Annotated in this window: 15 protein-coding genes; 10 read left to right on the top strand and 5 right to left on the bottom strand. The window is 53.1% G+C overall.

The window, feature by feature from the left end; translation table 11 throughout:
* Positions 1-31 precede the first annotated feature (31 nt).
* Genes IZU99_08130 through IZU99_08120 form a run of 3 tightly spaced genes read left to right on the top strand, consistent with a single transcriptional unit; the run spans position 32 to position 6,396 of the window.
* On the top strand, positions 32-610 hold the full coding sequence (locus IZU99_08130) for a type II secretion system protein (protein UOO37220.1): 579 nt from the start codon (positions 32-34) through the stop codon (positions 608-610).
* 22 nt (positions 611-632) lie between these two features.
* On the top strand, positions 633-1,178 hold the full coding sequence (locus tag IZU99_08125) for a prepilin-type N-terminal cleavage/methylation domain-containing protein (GenBank protein ID UOO37219.1): 546 nt from the start codon (positions 633-635) through the stop codon (positions 1,176-1,178).
* A gap of 37 nt (positions 1,179-1,215) precedes the next feature.
* The gene (locus tag IZU99_08120) at positions 1,216-6,396 is read left to right on the top strand and encodes a DUF5057 domain-containing protein (protein UOO37218.1); all 5,181 of its coding nucleotides are present in this window, start codon (positions 1,216-1,218) and stop codon (positions 6,394-6,396) included.
* A 70-nt stretch (positions 6,397-6,466) separates the two neighbouring features.
* Here IZU99_08120 and IZU99_08115 read toward each other — a convergent pair whose 3' ends face one another.
* Both IZU99_08115 and IZU99_08110 read right to left on the bottom strand, forming a co-directional pair.
* Positions 6,467-7,240, bottom strand: coding sequence for an OmpA family protein (locus tag IZU99_08115; GenBank protein UOO37217.1), 774 nt, complete (start codon positions 7,238-7,240; stop codon positions 6,467-6,469).
* A gap of 23 nt (positions 7,241-7,263) precedes the next feature.
* Positions 7,264-8,055: a MotA/TolQ/ExbB proton channel family protein gene (locus IZU99_08110; GenBank protein UOO37216.1), complete on the bottom strand. Its 792-nt coding sequence runs from the start codon at positions 8,053-8,055 to the stop codon at positions 7,264-7,266.
* Between the two features lie 266 nt (positions 8,056-8,321).
* Between IZU99_08110 and IZU99_08105 the strand changes: the two genes are divergently transcribed.
* The 3 genes from IZU99_08105 to IZU99_08095 all read left to right on the top strand — a co-directional run bounded on the left by IZU99_08105 (position 8,322) and on the right by IZU99_08095 (position 10,458).
* Positions 8,322-8,828, top strand: a complete 507-nt coding sequence (locus tag IZU99_08105) for a GNAT family N-acetyltransferase (protein ID UOO37215.1) — start codon at positions 8,322-8,324, stop codon at positions 8,826-8,828.
* A 12-nt stretch (positions 8,829-8,840) separates the two neighbouring features.
* Complete coding sequence (locus IZU99_08100; protein ID UOO37214.1) at positions 8,841-9,755, top strand: YafY family transcriptional regulator; 915 nt, start codon at positions 8,841-8,843, stop codon at positions 9,753-9,755.
* 61 nt (positions 9,756-9,816) lie between these two features.
* Positions 9,817-10,458 carry a GyrI-like domain-containing protein gene (locus IZU99_08095; GenBank protein UOO37213.1) on the top strand — a complete coding sequence of 214 codons (642 nt, stop codon included), beginning with the start codon at positions 9,817-9,819 and terminating at the stop codon, positions 10,456-10,458.
* 41 nt (positions 10,459-10,499) lie between these two features.
* On the opposite strand, the gene IZU99_08090 is transcribed toward IZU99_08095, so the two are convergent.
* Genes IZU99_08090 through IZU99_08080 form a run of 3 tightly spaced genes read right to left on the bottom strand, consistent with a single transcriptional unit; the run spans position 10,500 to position 14,088 of the window.
* Positions 10,500-11,693 carry an ABC transporter permease gene (locus tag IZU99_08090; GenBank protein UOO37212.1) on the bottom strand — a complete coding sequence of 398 codons (1,194 nt, stop codon included), beginning with the start codon at positions 11,691-11,693 and terminating at the stop codon, positions 10,500-10,502.
* The gene (locus IZU99_08085) at positions 11,690-12,403 is read right to left on the bottom strand and encodes an ABC transporter ATP-binding protein (protein ID UOO37211.1); all 714 of its coding nucleotides are present in this window, start codon (positions 12,401-12,403) and stop codon (positions 11,690-11,692) included. Before IZU99_08085 ends, IZU99_08090 begins: the two co-directional genes overlap by 4 nt.
* On the bottom strand, positions 12,400-14,088 hold the full coding sequence (locus IZU99_08080) for an HlyD family efflux transporter periplasmic adaptor subunit (protein UOO37210.1): 1,689 nt from the start codon (positions 14,086-14,088) through the stop codon (positions 12,400-12,402). The genes IZU99_08085 and IZU99_08080 overlap by 4 nt, the downstream gene beginning before the upstream one ends.
* 220 nt (positions 14,089-14,308) lie before the next feature.
* On the opposite strand from IZU99_08080, the gene IZU99_08075 reads away from it, so the two are divergent.
* The 4 genes from IZU99_08075 (at position 14,309) to IZU99_08060 (ending at position 17,290) form a co-directional block, all read left to right on the top strand.
* Entirely contained in the window at positions 14,309-14,623 is a 315-nt protein-coding gene (locus tag IZU99_08075; protein ID UOO37209.1) for a demethoxyubiquinone hydroxylase family protein, read from the top strand.
* Between the two features lie 223 nt (positions 14,624-14,846).
* The gene (locus tag IZU99_08070) at positions 14,847-15,503 is read left to right on the top strand and encodes an ATP-binding cassette domain-containing protein (GenBank protein UOO37208.1); all 657 of its coding nucleotides are present in this window, start codon (positions 14,847-14,849) and stop codon (positions 15,501-15,503) included.
* Positions 15,504-15,517: 14 nt separating this feature from the next.
* Positions 15,518-16,264, top strand: a complete 747-nt coding sequence (gene fetB, locus IZU99_08065; protein ID UOO38796.1) for an iron export ABC transporter permease subunit FetB — start codon at positions 15,518-15,520, stop codon at positions 16,262-16,264.
* Between the two features lie 114 nt (positions 16,265-16,378).
* Positions 16,379-17,290 (top strand): zinc ABC transporter substrate-binding protein, encoded by a 912-nt coding sequence (locus tag IZU99_08060; protein UOO37207.1) that lies wholly within the window; start codon positions 16,379-16,381, stop codon positions 17,288-17,290.
* The last annotated feature ends 7 nt before the right edge of the window (positions 17,291-17,297 follow it).

Below are 17,297 nucleotides of genomic sequence, written 5' to 3'. Positions count from 1 at the left end.
GAGACAAACGGCGAGCGGGGAGGCGCTTTCTTTGAAAAACCGCGGCTATACCCTCGTCGAGGTTCTCGTCGTTGTGGCGATGATTCTTGTCGCCGGGACGATCGTGTTTATGTCGATCAGCACCATATTTGCCCTCGATATGCGCCAGACGGCGAAGGAAGTGTACGCGGGCATCTCAAAGCTGAAGGTGGACACCATGAGCAAAACGGGTGACGTCTGCCTGCATCTGTACACAAAAAGCGACGGCATTTATATGGACATCTGGGAACAAGGCGCCGCGTCATCAACGGCTGTCCTGCTTCATGAAACGAACGATCTCGGCAGCGTCAATAAAGTCGGGAAAAAAACCGTTAGCGTTTTCTATACGACGTCAAACAACACGGCGCTCGAAATCCCGCTCGATAATACGGGCGTCGTGCTCGCTTTTAACAGGTCCAACGGCAGCTTTAAAACACTCGGCCAGTCGTGGTCACTCGCACAGACGCTGTTCGGCGCGACGTATACGCCGCCAAACCAGAGCGATACGATTACCGCAATCATCTTCCAGAGCTCCGGTACCCGTAAGACGCTGACGTTCAGCGCCGACACCGGCAAATTTATTTTCTCATGACAGGGGATAGGATGATTCTCCGATGAAAAGAAACAGCAAGGGCTTTACGCTCGTTGAAATGCTCGTCTCGTTTGCCATATTGGGGATTCTTCTGGTGATGATCACGCTCATCATCCAAAACGGCTCGGTAACATATAACGCCGTCTCGTCCGACATCAATCTCCAGTATGAATCGCAGAACACGATGAGCCAGCTTGAAAACTATATTATAGATTGCAATGAATTTGCCGCCGTCAGCACCGCGGGCGACAGGCTCTATCTCATCAGTCACGAGAGCGACGGGACATATACCGTTTATGCATTTGCTCATGACGCGTCTTCTAAGACGCTCCAGTTTTACAAAACAGAAGGCATCACGACGCTTGACACGGACGATCCTAGCCTTTACGCGCTGACAGGCAGCGCACAGCCAATGTCCAGCTATGTCACGTCGTTGACGGCGGATATCGCGCCGGACAACAAATCGATCACCGTCACCATTGCGTACGCGCTGGGGAACAAATCGAACACCGGCAGCCAGACCGTCGCTTTCCGAAATATCGTCGCCTCCAGAGTTGTCACGTTTTAAGCCGTTTTCAGTCGCCAGAGTTAAAGGAGCGCTTGTCATGCTTACAGTTAAACACAAACGCGCGGGGAGGATCGCCGTTTTTGCCGTCACAGTTTTGCTGCTGGCGGCACTGCTGGCGTCTTTAGACCCGCGCTCAAGTGTTGACGCAGCCTCCTTAAAGCATATCGATGAAATTGTCGCCGCGAACCAGCCGTTTAAGATTCTCGAAATCGTCCCCGATACGGCAGGGGCGTCAATTGGGTATTATGTTGACGGGCAGGAGCCCATAGCTAACTGGAAGACACTGCTTGCCGGTATGACAACCCCGGCCGAACGAAGTAATTATGTTAACACTTTGTTTACGCGGCTGCAGTCAAAAGGCGTTTTGAGCAATACGAATGCCGCGCCCCTGCAGTATTCATATTATGACGGCGTCAATCACAGCTTCTATACGGAAGCCTATACCGTCAACGACCCGCAGAACTGGCAGGTTCTCCATCTGAACACCCCCGAGACGACAACGCTGGTCGGGACATTTTCACCGCAGGAGGGTGGGCCCTACAGGGCAGCCTATCTTTACAGCCTTGCTAACGGTGGCGGGTATAACCAGAATATTGCGCGTTTTGAGTACACGGAGACGCCGGTATATGGTGCCGGTGACTACTACTATAACCCCGTTTTCTCGGAACTTGATAAAACGACAAATTTCAGCCTTGACTGGGCAAAATGGTCAAAAACGGCTGTTTATCAGCAGGATCCCGATACAGGCCGGTACAACTATATCGCAACCGTCTCAGAAATTGTTGACGGCGGCGGATTCGATGCCGGTGAGACGTATTATTATGTCGAAGCGTCGCAGACCGGTGCGCCCGGCACCAACAACTACAAAGCGATCGTCGATACAACCGACAATGATGACGCGCCCCAAGACGGGTTCGTCACAGCGTCGGGCACCTCCTATTTTTCGCGGACGATCACGGGCTTTTCCTACGTCGGCACGGGCGGCACCTATACCTACACCGCGTCGGGCAGCAGCTCCTATACTGTCTATTACCCGGATGTGTATTATAAGGCGGGGTTTACGAGCAACAATCTGATGAAGCAACAGGTCTTCGGCCTTGACGCCATGAATTATTCAGCCCTGACAATCAACGTGACGGTCAAGAAAGCCAGCGACGTGACGTCAGCAGATGTCACGGGGGCGGGGCTCATCTATCTCTCCAAGGGGACGGATATCACACAAAGCGGCGTCGTCACAACCTATACGGCAGCAAACGATATCCCGGACGCTGTTGCCGTCCAGATTTTCAATTATGCAGCCAGCCAAAATTCAAGCGGCGAAACGACGACGTGCCAGTATCCTGTTATCATTGACTACGCGCTGATTAGCGGGGTGACACAGTCCACACCGCTGTCCCAGCTCAGCCGCATGCAGCAGCTGAGTCTACTCTGCCTGCAGACAAGCTTTAATCAGACGTCGGCAACAAGCCTGACAACGCTGACGGCAAACTGGGCGGCCGTCTGGGCTAAGCTCACTTATGTCGCAGCCGACCAAGACAAAACCTTTGTCAACAACAACGTTTACTGTTTTGACGCCTTTAACACGGCAGCACTTGCCAATCCGGATAATGTGACGATGCTTGAAACACCGCTGTTTAACGCCGCATATGCATCGGCTGTCGTCTCAAGTGGCTTTTCGGCTGTCCTGGCGGAGATTACGAACGAAAACTTCGTCCGACAGCTCGCCGGGCAAACAACGCTGTTGCCGGAGACCGTCACCGTCTCGGCCAGTCTGCGCCATATTATCAACTATAAAGGCCGACGGATCATGAACGCGAAGACGGCCATCCGCGTGCTTGACCTTGAACCGGCGAAAGTAACTGCCTCGTCCTGGCTGACAACAGACACAGTGCGGGCATGGATCAACAATACGCTCCCGGCGGAGAGCATCACCATTGATCATATGACGACAGCGGAATTCGCCGGTAAAATCACGGATATCAACGAGACGTATGACATGATCTATATCGGTATGTCAACGGAGACGCTCAACACATCCGGCGGCAACACGGTGTATAATGATACTGCCATGAACGGCCTGATCTATTCGAACATCGGAGATAAATATTACGGCAATATCGAGCTTGCCGGTATCCGCGCGCAGGATTACGTCTTCGTCAACGGGACGAAGGCCATCAACAACGGAACGGGGACGAACGCCAATCTCTTCCGCTTTTCCGGTAACGATATTTCGAGTACAGCTGTGACGGCGCTGCAAAAATATGCGCAGGCAGGCTATCCTCTTATTCTCGCAAACGGCTTTGTCTCAAATGGTGCTATCAATACAGCCAAGGTTGACAACAGTTCCTACATGTATCAGGCCGTATCAGGCGTCTACGGGGCCTTTGCCAACGTGTTAAAACAGGATGACGCGGCCAATAACACCTCTACCGTCATCAAGTACTTAAACGTCTCCAAGCCGTCTATCACACTAACGACGAAACCGATTGACTATACCGGCACAGAGACAATGACGCCCAACCCGAATGATGGCTATTACTACCTCCGATACGACTTTACAATCAATAACATTACCGATTCAACGCCCGTGACAACGACGTATGACTGCCGCTTGTTTATGGACCTCAATGCAGACGGCCGATTTGCCGCCAATGAAGAGCTCGGTGATATTGAGGTGCACCGCCAGGCGGACGCCGCCCTCATCCTCCCGCTGACGGATGAAAGCGGCAACGAGTATTACGCCCTGTCGGCAAACGTCTCCTACAGTGTTACGCGCCAGATGTCAACCGGTACGGTCGGTATAATCCCCTGGAAGCTGGAGGTTGTCAAAAACGGTGCCGATCAGATTCACGCCTCCCAGCAGGGCTTTACGCGGATAGCAGCCGGCAGCAGCAAACAAACCGTAAAAGTGCTGCAGATTATGCAGGCGGGGACGACGGGGTCGAAGCTGAACCTGCAGCAGCAGCTTACAGTCAACCCCTCCGGCACGAACCCGCAGCTGCGCGGTGAGGACGGCAGCTACTATACCGGGATTTATGGCAAGCTTATCGCCGACCTTGATGATTTCGCCGTCAATATCACAACTATTGAAACAAACACACTCGAGGCCAAGGGCAGCGCGGACACCATTCTTGGCTTTTTAAATGACTATGATATGCTGGTCATCGGCTTCAATGACTGTTATAACGGTATCGGGTCGAACAGCGCTTCAGCAATTGTCGACTTTATTTCAAGCGGGAAAAGCGTCCTGTTCACGCATGACACAACGTCCCTCACGCAGGTACCGTCGTCAAACTACCCGATGGCCATCTCCGCCAATCCCACAACGAAAACGTTGAACGCAACGGACGTTTTATGGAATACATCAACGCATGAATACAAAAGCATCAACGGCAATATCTTTTGGTACGGCGATCAGTCCGCGACGGCACCGTCCAACATCCGGCAATATAGCCCAACATACGTCGTGATGATGTCGTCCAACGTCACGTCCGCAAACGAGCAGGACTACTATAACGCCCGCGTCAATAATAACATCTATCTTCTATCCGGCTCCAGCTATTCCGCTATCGCAAATCCAACCAGTTACAATAACTTTAAAAACACAACCGGCACAGCACCCGTCATCTATGTCTATTGCAGTGATACCAGCGGCTGGTACGGCACCGGCTATTACACAGACCGCATGAATGCCTCTGTGACGGGTAATTTTACAAAATTTGCAAGCGGCGTTAAATACACATGCTCCGACCTGACATATGCCTATTCCAACGGCAACAGACCGTGGAGTAGCTATCAGAATATGACAGAAACATCGTATTCCAAAATTATGATGTGCCTGTTTAATGACGCCGCGCCGGATTCCTATACCGTTATCGGCTCTTATGACCCGAGCACAAACACGTATACCCTGAGCGGGGCAACGTGGTACCCGGCAACCGGCGCACCCTATCCGCAGACAACGCTCTACAGTGTGGACCCCGACAATCCCTATACACTCTCAACGCTGCCCAACGGCATCACCGACTGGGGCTATTATTTTAACACCGTCATCCGCGACGCGGTCGGTCTTGACCGCTACGGCGTCACGAATTCAACGCTTAAGAGCATTGTTGATGTGTCATCCTCGATGCCTTGGGCGGATATCACAACCGTGCTTGCCGCTAACAGAAGCGTTGCCTTCACACCGAAAAGCGGCCGGTCAACAACCGTCCCGGAATTTCAGGGATACACGAACTATGCGATCATCCGCTTTGCAGGCAGCGGCAATACATATAACTATACGAAAAACACCTATTCAACCCGTGAAACGACAAAAGTTTCGCAGGTCAACCAAGGTCAGATTACGACATATCCATATAACGTCAACACGCTGACCTTCGGCGGTACCGACACCAGTATCACGTCCTCCGGCGGGTCTTATATGCAAATCGGCAATACGCATGAGCAGTATTTTCAGATCAACATGAACACCGATGATATCGTGGTGTGGTATTGCCTGTCGTCCGGTACGACAAACGATTCAAATTATTATTATGACGATGTGCCGAATGACTGCGCCAACGCCTATTATATCTATAACAAAGGCAATGTCACTTACTCCGGCGTCGGGCACTCGTCCGATTCAAGCCTTTATACAGGCTCCAACATCGGCCCACAGTACGTCAACGAAGCCAAGCTCTTTGTCAACACCATGATTGCGGCGTACCGTTCGGCGTCTCAGAAGCCAACCGTCAGTTTCAAAAAGGATGCCAACGGGACAAGCGATTTGACCGCTGTCACCGTCCTCGTTGATGAGGGCAAACCAAGTGGGGCGGATTCCACTGTGGTGCAAGGCCAGCTCAGCGCATCAGACGAGGTGCGCGCCCTCTACTACAGAATTACGGACCCGAACAACACCGCTAACAAAACGATCACCGTGCAGTATTTCATTGCTGACAACACCGGCACGATTGACCCCGATGTCGATAAAACGCAAAAAGTCCGCGCAATTACCGGCGTCACAACGTATTACGCCAACGGCGCAAACGTGACATCAATCAAGGGCGGCTTTGTCTATAAATTCTTCATACCCGACAGTGTTTACAATGTTCTGACGGACGATAACGTCTATTCCGTTCGAATCTACGTGAAAGTAACCACAACGATCGGCGGGGAAGCGCTGGCCAGCAGCGATTATATCGATATCAAAAAACAGCAGCTGTTCGAGCTGTCGTAACGATCAGCAGAAAAAGCGCCGTGAGATGATCTCTCATGGCGCTTTTGTTATTAGGATTGTGAAAATAGCGTTACGAAGCGGCTGACTGGGTTGCGGCGTTACTGTTTTCTAGAGCGGTCTGGTCAGATGCGGCAACCTCTTTGCGGAGGATGGTGATGACGACGCGTCTGTTTTTTGCCTTGTTTGCTGCCGTATCGTTCGGGGCAATCGGCCTGTATTCACCGTAGCCGATGGCCGCTGTATTTGTCGGCGATATCCCCATTTTAATCAGCTCCCGCCAAACGTTGGTGGCACGCTGGGTGCTGAGATCCATGTTGTCGATGTATTCCGCCGTGTGGATCGGGTCGGTGTCGGTGTGGCCCTCGACGAGGATAAAGGAATATGTCAGATGATTGAGCAGTGAGCCAATATTATCGATGAGCGCTAGCGACTTGGCGCTCAGGTTGGCTTGACCGCTCGGATAAAGAACATTGTCTTTAAAGGATATGACAACGCCCCTGTCGTCCATCGTAACGTCGACCATATCGGTGAGGTTGTTTTCCTGGATCAGCTTAATAACATCCTCATAAAACTGCTGATAAGCAATTCCTTCCGGTGACCAATACTGGTCGCTGCCGGGGGAAGATGCTGCAGAGCCGTCACTGGCTGAAGCGTCAGCACCACTTTCCTGATATCCGAAGCCGCTGCGGACGGATTGGGCGACCTTAGCCGCCTTAGCCTTGTCAATCTGGCTGGCGGCGAACAGGATGATGAATAAAATCAGCAGCAAATTCATCAGGTCAGCATATGTGACAAGCCAGCGCTCTGAATTATCCTTTTTGGGCTTATTGTTGTTTCTAGCCATTTCTTGCCCCCGTCATTTGGCTGTCAGGCACTTTTGTCCTGTGGCTTTGATTTGCCCTTGCCTTCTTCAAGTCCCCCGATCGATGCGATCAGATTGTCGCGCATCCTCGCCGGGTATTCGCCTTCAAGAATGCTGAGAAGACCTGTGACAATAAGACCCATGTACGCCGCGTCCTCGTCGGCGCAGTTGTTGATATGCGCCCCAAGCGGCAGCCATAGAAGGTTTGCCGCGCCGACACCATACATCGTGGCGATGAAGGCCGTGGCGATTTTATGCCCGAGCTCCTCCATGTCGGCACCCATTTCACGCAGAATGCTGACCATGCCCATAACGGTGCCGAGCACGCCCATAGCCGGGGAGACGCCACCGGCACCCTCCATCACTTTGGCTGCCTGTTCGAATTCACGTGTTTTCGCCTCAATCTCGTTTTCGAGGACTTCCTTCAAAAAGTCTGGCTCCACGCCGTCGGCAACATATAAAAGGCCCTTTTTAATAAACGGGTCATTAACTTTTTCCGCTTCGGCCTCCATGGCGAGAATGCCGTCGCGCCGCGCGACATTGGCAAGGCTATAAAGCAGGTCGATAATCTCTGCATAATTCTTTTTTTTCCGAAATAAAATCATTTTCAAAGCTTTCGGCAACTGCTTGAGAAAGGTCAGCGGAAAAGACAGCAGGACAAAACCGATTGTGCCGCCGAAAACGATGCTGGCCGCTGTCGGCTTCAAAAGCGCCGATAAAACGCCTTCATCGCCGATATAACCATAAATCACACCGCCGAAGCCGATCAAAAGACCAAGGAGCAGGAATATATTCATCTGTCTTCTCCCAATCAAGCAGATTTTTCAAGACATTCAACTGTTATGTTTTTCGGCATTTTTTCAGTTCTCTGAAGAGTAAAAGTGGTAAGCAGCTCGATAATTCACAGAAAAAAAGCAAAAAAGGCGAAAAAATTCATAAAAAAGCGAAAAAGCCCTGCCAAGCAACGCTTTTTCGCTTATAATGGTTGTTATAGCAACCGTCTCAATGCAACCGTATTCAAAATTAGCCGCTTTGAAAACCGGCGATCGAAGGGAGAGAGCTGATGGATTTTATCCTGCGTGACTGGCGTTTTGACGATGCCGACAGCCTCGTTTTTTACGCCGACAACCCGAGAATTGCTGTGAACCTGCGTGATTTTTTCCCAAGCCCCTATACGGCGGCGGCCGCCCATGATTTTATCACCAGCTGCCGTCGAAATGACCCTGCGGTGACGCGCATCCTTGCCATTGATGTCGGCGGTATGGCCGTCGGCAGCATCGGCGTTTTGAAAAAGGATGACGTCTACCGGAAATCCGCCGAGCTCGGCTACTGGCTTGGCGAACCATTCTGGGGGCAGGGCATCATGACGCGCGCCGTTTGTGAGCTGTGTCAAACGGCGTTTGAAAACATGGATATTATACGCATCTTTGCCGAACCGTTCGCGTGGAATACAGGTTCTCGCCGTGTGCTCGAAAAGGCTGGTTTTGCGTTGGAGGGTATTTTGAAAAACAGCGTTTATAAAAACGGGCGCCTCGGCGACTCGTGCGTCTATGCGCGCATCAGAGAATAAAGACGGTACGAAATGATGCGTATGAGCCGATTGTTTGAAATAACGTATTTACTATTAGAGCGTCAAAACGTTACCGCGCGGGCGCTCGCGGAACGCTTTGAGGTCTCCGTCCGGACGATTTATCGTGATGTTGAGGAACTCTCCGCTGCGGGGATTCCCGTTTATATGCAAAAAGGCCGAAACGGTGGGATCAGCCTGATGCCGGATTTTATACTAGATAAGACAGTGCTGACGGCACAGGAGAAGGAACAAGTGCTTTCGGCGCTCGCGGCACTCTCGGCAGCAAACCGACATGAGGGTGTTGTCATAGAAAAGCTTTCGGCGTTGTTCGGCAGCCGGGCGGCAAACTGGATCGAAGTCGATTTTTCTGGTTGGGGCTGGGGTCAAATCGCCAAGGACGATTTCGCCCTGATTAAAAGCGCCATTTTGGAACGGCGCGTTCTCAGCTTCACCTATCACGGTGGGCAGGCGTACGCGTCTCGGCGCGTTGCAGAGCCCTTGAAGCTTGTATTTCGTGGTCAGGCATGGTATTTGTTTGCCTGGTGCAGGAAACGCCGCGCACCGCGCTTTTTCAAGCTCTCGCGCATAGAAGAACTCACGGTGTCGGATGAAACATTTGATAGAGAGGTGCCCGAACGGGCGTTACCAGAAACGATGCTTGCGCAAAATGTAAAAATTCTTGTCCGCCTTCGGGCGGATGATGCCGTGTCCTTCCGCATTTTTGACGAGTTCCCGCACGGTGCCATAAAGCCGGATGGGGAGAACGGCCTCATTGTCGAATCACTGATGCCGGACGGCGACTGGCTCGTGTCGTATCTGCTCTCGTATGGGTCGTGTATTGATGTGCTGGAGCCGCCGGTGCTCCGGGCGAAAATAAAGGCGGAGCTTGAATTTATGTACCGCAGATATGAAGAAAATATGACATAACGCTGTCAACAAATCGTGGTATGCTGACCGTATCTGATAAACACAGAAAGGGATGCAGCGTATGGACAAGATTGATTACAAAAAAGCGTTTAAGGAGCTCTACCAGCCCAGGGCGAAGCCCTCAAAAATCCTTGTTCCCGAGATGACCTTTCTCATGGTCGACGGGAAAGGCGACCCCAACATGCCGGACGGCGAATTTGCCGAGGCTGTTTCGCTTTTGTACGCGCTGGCCTACACGATCAAAATGAGCAAAATGGGCGGACGGGAACTAAAGGGATACGTCGACTATGTTGTCCCGCCGCTGGAAGGTTTCTGGGCATATGACGACGGTGGGCTGTTTCGTTTCGGCGGCAATGCGCATTTTATCTGGACGGCGGTGATTCGGCAACCAGACTTTGTGACGTCGGGTGTTTTGGAGTGGGCCGTTTCGGAAGTCCATAAGAAAAAGCCGGGCCTTGACGCGTCAAAAGCACGGCTGGAGACATTTGAAGAGGGCCTGTGCGTTCAATGCCTCCATGTCGGGCCCTACGCCACAGAGCCGGAGACGGTGGAGAAAATGAACGTGTTTATGCGTGAAAATGCGCTTGTACCCGATTTCTCCGCCGCGCGCCGCCACCATGAGATTTATCTCGGTGATCCGCGCAAATCAGACCCGGCAAAACTGAAAACCGTGGTGCGCCACCCGGTCAAAGCGACAACATAACATAAGGAGCGGCTTTTGCCGCTCCTTGAATTTTGGTTCAGTTATTCGTAACGCAGGGCGTCAATTGGGTTGAGGCGCGCGGCTTTTCTCGCAGGCAGATAGCCGAAGAGAATGCCGATGGCAGCTGATATGCCGAAGGCGATTACAATCGCGGAAAATGACGGGACGACGGCCAGATTCGGGTCAAGCGCTCTTTTGAGGATGACGGTGGCCAAGGCCGACAGAAGGTAACCGAAGCCAATGCCGAAAAGGCCGCCAAGGGCGCTGAGCGTCGCCGCTTCAATGACGAACTGCTGCAGGATGTGGCGGCGCTTGGCGCCCAGCGCTTTTCGGATGCCGATTTCACGCGTGCGCTCAGAGACGGAGACGAGCATGATGTTCATAATACCAATACCGCCGACGACGAGGGATATGGCGGCAATCGCCGCAAGGACCGAGACCAGCACGTTCAGCATTGTTGTCATGATGCTGAGCATCTCGGAGAGGCTGATGATCGTAAAGGCATCCTTTGTCCCATAGACGTGGAAGAGCGCGTCGCCAATAATCTCCTTGCTTTTGGAAATATTGTCCTCCGAAACGACCTGAAAGTTATAGACGTTGACCATCCCGGTCGACGATAAACGCGCGGCCGTCGTATAGGGGATATAGACGGCGTCGTCCGTCCCGCCTTCTTCACTTTCAGACTGCTCCGTGACGGTGCCCACAATCGTCAGCGTGACGCCGTTTATTCTAATCGTTTTGCCGATAGCGTCGCTGTTATACCACATTTTATTGATATAGCTGCCAACGACGCAGACGTTGCCGCGCCTCGCGATATCAACGTACTGTAAAAATCGTCCGCCGCTCATGTCATACATTTTCATCGCGGCGTAAGATTCGCTGACGCCTGTGACGCTTGTCTTATCAAGCGTGCTGCTGCCGATTTTAACGCTACCGACAACCTTAACAATCGGGGAGACATCTTTTAGGTAGGCGGTGTTTTCCGCAACAAGCGTGTACATGTCGTCGGGCGTGACCGTTTTAGAGGTCGCCGTCCCCGTGATGGTAACGGTCAGCAAATCCGTCCCGAGGCTTTTAAAGCTGTTTGTCATATAATTTTGCATGCCGTTGCCCATGCCGACGATAACCATCACGCCGGAAACGCCAATGATGATGCCAAGCATCGTCAAAAAAGAACGCATTTTGCTTGTGACGATGGTTTTCAGCGCCAGCTGAAAAGACTGCACAATTCTCATGCAGGGCCTCCTCCGCTGTTTTGTTTCTCCGGTGCCCCGTCGGATACAATGCGCCCGTCGGACAGGCGGATAACACGCCCGGCTTCAGCGGCAATGGACGGGTCATGCGTGATGAGGACGATGGTGTTGCCCTCGCGGTGCAGGGCCTTTAAAAGGGATAGAACGTCTCGGCCCGTCTTGGAGTCGAGCGCGCCGGTTGGCTCGTCGGCCAGAATAACGGACGGGCCGCCCGCGAGGGCGCGCGCGATGGAAACACGCTGCTGCTGGCCGCCGGAGAGCTGATTTGGCCTGTTGGCAAGCTTATCCGACAAACCGACGCGCGCGAGTGCCTCAAGGGCGCGCTCACGCCGGATTTTTTTTGGCTGCCCGGCGTATAAAAGCGGGACCTCAACGTTTTCAAGCACGGATAACTTCGGCAGCAGATTATATTGCTGAAAGATGAAGCCGATCATCCTGTTGCGGATGTCTGCCAGGGCGTTATCATCCATCTGGCCCACATTTTTGCCGCCGAGCAGGTAAGCGCCCGACGTCGGCACGTCAAGGCAGCCGATGATGTTCATGCACGTTGTTTTGCCGGAGCCAGACTGGCCGACAATGGCAACGAACTCGCCCTTCGAGACGGCCATGCTGATACCGTCAACAGCACGGACGGGGCTGCCGCCTAGGACATACGTTTTCCGGACGTCCCGAAATTCAATGAGCGGCGTCATCCGGCATTACCCGCGGGGGTGTCGCCGCTGTCGGCGGCACTGTCTGTCGTGGGGGCGCCGCTCGATGTGTTGCTGGCGTTGTCTATACGGTTTTCCGCCCGTCCGGCGAAAAGGTTTGTGTCATACGACGTCGGCGTATTGTCCATAACGGCGATAACGTCACCTTCCTTGAGGCCGCCGGTAATCACGATATCCGTGTCGCTGGACGGGCCGAGTGTGACGGGCGTAGATGTGAATCCGGTGGGAATACCGGCGTCTGTTTTCTCCTTTGTTCCCGTTTGGAGCAGGACAAAATTGTCCCGGAGGACGGCGGCAACAGGGACGGTCAAAACGTCATGGAGAGACTCGAGGATGATTTTTGCATCAACGTTCATGCCGGGAAGCAGCGCGTCTGTCTCGTCGAGCTGAATCGTGACGGGATAGGACGTCACGCCGTTTTTCGTCGTCCCCTTGATGTTGACGGTGACGACGACACCGTTAAACGTCATGCCCGGCGCGGCATCCGCCGTCAGTGTGACGGCCTGTCCCGGCCGCACAGACTTGATATCAAGCTCGTCGACATTAAGCGTTAGTGAGAGATGAGAGAGGTCGTAAACCGTGCAGACGCCCTCGCCAACCTTTAGCGTGTCACCCTGCTTGACGATTTTTTCAACAATCGTTCCGTCAATCGGAGAGGTAACGGTGTAGCTTTCAAGCTTTCGCTGCTGGGTGCTGAGATTGATTTGGGCGTTTTCAAGCGCACTGTGTGCCGCGGAAACCTGATTATCGACATCGTTGCTCTGGAGGACGACGACAGTCTGCCCCTTTGCAACACGGCTGCCCTCCGGGGCGCTGACGGTCATGACGGTCGCGCTCGCCGGCGCTTTCAGGCTGCCCTCGTATTTATAAGTGAACGTCCCGTCAACGATACTCGTCGTGCCGCCGATGGTGGCGCTTGCCGTCGTTGCTGTTGAAATGGCGCCAGGGTTATTCACATCGATCGTGACATTACGGACGATGATGTTACCCGGCAGCACAATGTCCACAGAACTGACCTTGGAGACGACGCCGGGGAGCGTTTCATAGAAGTTGTTGATAAAAACGTCCGCCGATTGGCCGACGGAGAATCCGGCCGCCGCGCTTTTCTGGAACTGCACCGTCACGGACATGACGTTCATGTCACGGATGACGGCGACGGTCTGCCCCGCCGCGACCGTGTCTCCGGGCTGAACGGCCAGCTGCGTCACGGAACCTGCGCCGCCCGCTTTCAGTGTCAGGTCGCTTTGCAGCTTTAAAGCATTATTATACTGGCGCTGATTGTCGCCGACGCTGTTCTCCGCCTGCTGAACGGCGGCAGCTACGTCGGCGTTATCAACCGTATAAAGCACATCGCCCTTTTGAACGGTGTCACCCTCCTCGAACGGCGCCGACAAAACGTCGCCGGAGACGAGAGCGTTGAGCGTGTAAGCGTCGGCAGGCTGGAGTGTTCCGCTGCCGCTTAGCGTCACCGTAATGTCGCCGCGCTTGACCGTATACGGCGTATACGCGGCACTTGTCAGTGATTTCCGGGAGGATGAAAGGCTGGCTAAAACGATGAAAACAACAGCCAGTACGGCCGCCGCAATGATGATAATCCAGCGTTTTTTCAGTTTCTTTTTCGCGGACCTATCCGGGCCGTCCGGCTGCTCCGGTGTGTCTCGTGTCATTATCTCTTGATCGTTTGAACCCATAACAGTATCAAACCTTTCCTGTGTCGGTTTTTTTATTGTAGCACAGCGGCAGCCTCTGTTTAAAGGGACTGCGGCGCTTCAAATGTCAATATTCTGTTAATTTTGCAGGATGTTGCCTTATTTCCGCATCTTCGGAACGTCATACATATTATCTCGTTCGGCCACGCATCCTAAAAACAGGAAAGGATGTGATCAGATGGCACTGTTAGGAAACCCCTTTGTCGCCAACGTCACAAAGCAGATGACGCCGGAGGAGACGCTCCAGGCGCTCCGTGTCGATATTGCAGGGGAGCTCGAGGCAATCATCGGATACGAGGCGCACGCGGCGGCGACGAGCGATATGCGCGTTAAGAAGGTTTTAGCTCATATTGCCGACGAGGAGCGGCAGCACGTCGGCGAGCTTCAGCAGCTGTTGTACGTGCTCAGCCCGAACGACATGGAACAGACGGAGAAAGGGAGACAGGCCGTCCTCAGTCAGCAGCAGCAGAATTTTCAGCCTGCAATGCAGTAGGCGGCATTATTCTGAAAAAAGAGCGGGCGCGGCCCGGCGGGAATCACCTCGCCTGGCCGCGCCCGTTTTGGTCGGCGTGTCAGATTCTCTATAGAAGTTCCCCGGAAATCGTGTTACAATTCAAACGGGAAAACAAGCTTTTAAGTCCCGAAAGATCGGTTCGGTGAATATGAAGCTGAATAAGTGCGCCCTGTTCTCCCAATGGTCAATGGGGGTATTTCATTTGCCGTTATTAGAATTGAAGAACGTCAGCTATGAAAGCGACGGGAAAACAATACTCGATAATATTTCGCTGCGCATAGACGCGGGGGATTGTGTTTCAATCATGGGCCCGTCCGGCAGCGGCAAAAGCACGCTGCTCCGGCTGTGCAGTCATCTGATTAGTCCGACGGGCGGCGTCATTGTGTATAACGGTAAAAGCTTAGAGGCGTACAATCCCATCCAGCTGCGCAGAAGCATCGCCTATTGCTTTCAGACGCCGTATCTCTTTGGTGATACGGTCTTGGATAATATTAAATTCCCGTACGCCATCAGGAATTTACGGATCGATCAGAACCGGGTGCGCGACCTGTTTGAGATGATCGGTTTGACGGACGATTATTTGGCGCGTGATGTCAAAGACCTTTCCGGGGGCGAAAAGCAGCGGATTGCCTTCATCCGCTCTTTGCTGTTCAGGCCAGAGATTCTGCTGCTCGACGAAATAACGTCGGCGCTTGACTCAGAGAACGCATCCGCCGTTGAGCGTGTCGTCAAAGCTGAAAACGAAGCGGGGACGACCGTCTTGTGGGTCACACATGATCCTCTGCAAAGCCGCCGTATCGCCGACACGCAGATGATTATGGAAGCTGGCAAGCTGAAATCGTGGGAGGTTTTAAGGTGACGGGATCAAATCCAATCAGTTTGACATCGCTTTTGATAGCGTCATTGCTTGTTCTGATAACGCTTGTTTTCTCGTATTGGCAGAAGCTGAAGCTTGAGAAGGAAACGCTCGTCAGCGTCATCCGGGCTGTTGTTCAGCTTATTGCCGTCGGGTATGTTCTGCAGTATATATTCGGCATGAAAAGCCCCGTTTTCACAACGCTGCTGCTTATTTTCATGATGGTCAACGCCGCTTATAACGCCGCAAAAAGGGGAAAAGGTCTCAAAAACGGATGGCTCATTTCCGTCGCAGCCATCGCCCTGGGGACAGCCGTCACGCTCTCTGTTTTGATTCTGGCCGGGGCGATTGCGTATGACGCGTACCAGATCATTCCTGTCGGCGGCATGGTCATCAGCAATTCGATGGTCGCGCTGGGGCTTTGCTATCGGCAGCTAACATCCGATTTCAAGATAAAACGGCAGGAAGTGGAGACGAAATTGGCGCTCGGGGCAGATATCCTGCCATCCACCGTCGAGATCATCCGCGACGCCATCAGAACAGGCATGATGCCGACGATCGATTCGGCGAAAACACTTGGCATCGTCGCCCTCCCCGGCATGATGACAGGCCTTATCCTTGCGGGAACGTCGCCTTTGAACGCCATTAAGTATCAGATAATGGTGACGTTTATGCTGCTGTCAACAACGTCCATTTCGTCGTTTGTCGCCTGCTATCTGGCTTATAAGGGCTTTTTCAACGCGCGTAAGCAGCTCGTGCGCTAAAGCGCTTCTTATGATAAGCGCGGGCCTTTGTGTGCCCGCCGTGTCAAACCCATTTATATACGCAAAGCAGTCTCAATGGATTGCCTTTGTCAACACGCAATGGAGGTAAAAAGCATGGTTAAAAAATGGCTTGCGCTCATGGTCGGCCTCGCCGTCATACTCGGCGCTTCAAGCTGCAATGTCGGGCAGCCGAAGGGCCAGACAGCTGATAACGGTAAAATCAAGGTCGTTGTGACGTTTGATGTGCTGCGGCAGTTTGCCGAAACCGTCGGCGGCGACAAGGTCGCAGTCTCCGTGATCGTTCCGGACGGCACGGAAGTACACGATTTCGAGCCGAAGGCAAAGGACCTTGCGGCGCTCTCGGAGGCCGATGTCTTTGTCTATAACGGTCTTGGGCTGGAGTCATGGGTGGATGAGGCGCTGGCATCATCCGGTAACAGCGGGTTAATTGTTGTCAACGCGTCGGAAGGCGCCGAGCCGATTGTGTTAACAAACGCTGCGGAAATCAGCGAGCACGGGCAGTATGACCCGCATCTCTGGCTGAGCCTCAAAGGCGCTCAAGTCGAGGTCCGCAATATTCAAAATGCGCTCATCAAGGCGTCGCCAGAGAATAAAGCGCTGTTTGAACAAAACGGTGCCGATTTTACTGCGCAGCTTGAAGGCCTCTATTCAGAATACGCCGCGAAATTCCAAACCGTCTCGACGAAAGATTTTGTCACGGGCCACGCGGCGTTCGGCTATCTCTGCCGTGATTTCGGCTTGACGCAAAACAGCGTCGAAGATGTCTTCGCTGAAGGCGAGCCGACAGCGCAGAAGCTCGCGGCGCTGATCACATACTGCCGGGAACACAACGTCAAAACAATCTTTGCCGAGCAAATGGCAAGCCCAGCCGTCTCCCAAACGCTGGCCAATGAGGTCGGCGCACAGGTGAAGACGATCTATACGCTGGAAAGCTCAGAGGACGGGCAGTCCTATCTCCAGCGCATGACGGCAAATTTGGCATCAATATATGACAGCTTGAAGTAACACCCAG

The sequence above is a fragment of the Oscillospiraceae bacterium CM genome (assembly GCA_022870705.1).
Classification (GTDB): domain Bacteria; phylum Bacillota; class Clostridia; order Oscillospirales; family Oscillospiraceae; genus Sporobacter.
The sequence above is the reverse complement of the archived record's forward strand: the minus strand, read 5'-3'. Positions and strand labels throughout refer to the sequence as shown.

Bases quoted from the DNA above. Each gene is read 5' to 3' on its own strand.
- IZU99_08125 (UOO37219.1), top strand. From the start codon at position 633: ATGAAAAGAAACAGCAAGGGCTTTACGCTCGTTGAAATGCTCGTCTCG.
- IZU99_08120 (UOO37218.1), top strand. From the start codon at position 1,216: ATGCTTACAGTTAAACACAAACGCGCGGGGAGGATCGCCGTTTTTGCC.
- IZU99_08115 (UOO37217.1), bottom strand. From the start codon at position 7,240: ATGGCTAGAAACAACAATAAGCCCAAAAAGGATAATTCAGAGCGCTGG.
- IZU99_08110 (UOO37216.1), bottom strand. From the start codon at position 8,055: ATGAATATATTCCTGCTCCTTGGTCTTTTGATCGGCTTCGGCGGTGTG.
- IZU99_08105 (UOO37215.1), top strand. From the start codon at position 8,322: ATGGATTTTATCCTGCGTGACTGGCGTTTTGACGATGCCGACAGCCTC.
- IZU99_08100 (UOO37214.1), top strand. From the start codon at position 8,841: ATGATGCGTATGAGCCGATTGTTTGAAATAACGTATTTACTATTAGAG.
- IZU99_08095 (UOO37213.1), top strand. From the start codon at position 9,817: ATGGACAAGATTGATTACAAAAAAGCGTTTAAGGAGCTCTACCAGCCC.
- IZU99_08090 (UOO37212.1), bottom strand. From the start codon at position 11,693: ATGAGAATTGTGCAGTCTTTTCAGCTGGCGCTGAAAACCATCGTCACA.
- IZU99_08085 (UOO37211.1), bottom strand. From the start codon at position 12,403: ATGACGCCGCTCATTGAATTTCGGGACGTCCGGAAAACGTATGTCCTA.
- IZU99_08080 (UOO37210.1), bottom strand. From the start codon at position 14,088: ATGACACGAGACACACCGGAGCAGCCGGACGGCCCGGATAGGTCCGCG.
- IZU99_08075 (UOO37209.1), top strand. From the start codon at position 14,309: ATGGCACTGTTAGGAAACCCCTTTGTCGCCAACGTCACAAAGCAGATG.
- IZU99_08060 (UOO37207.1), top strand. From the start codon at position 16,379: ATGGTTAAAAAATGGCTTGCGCTCATGGTCGGCCTCGCCGTCATACTC.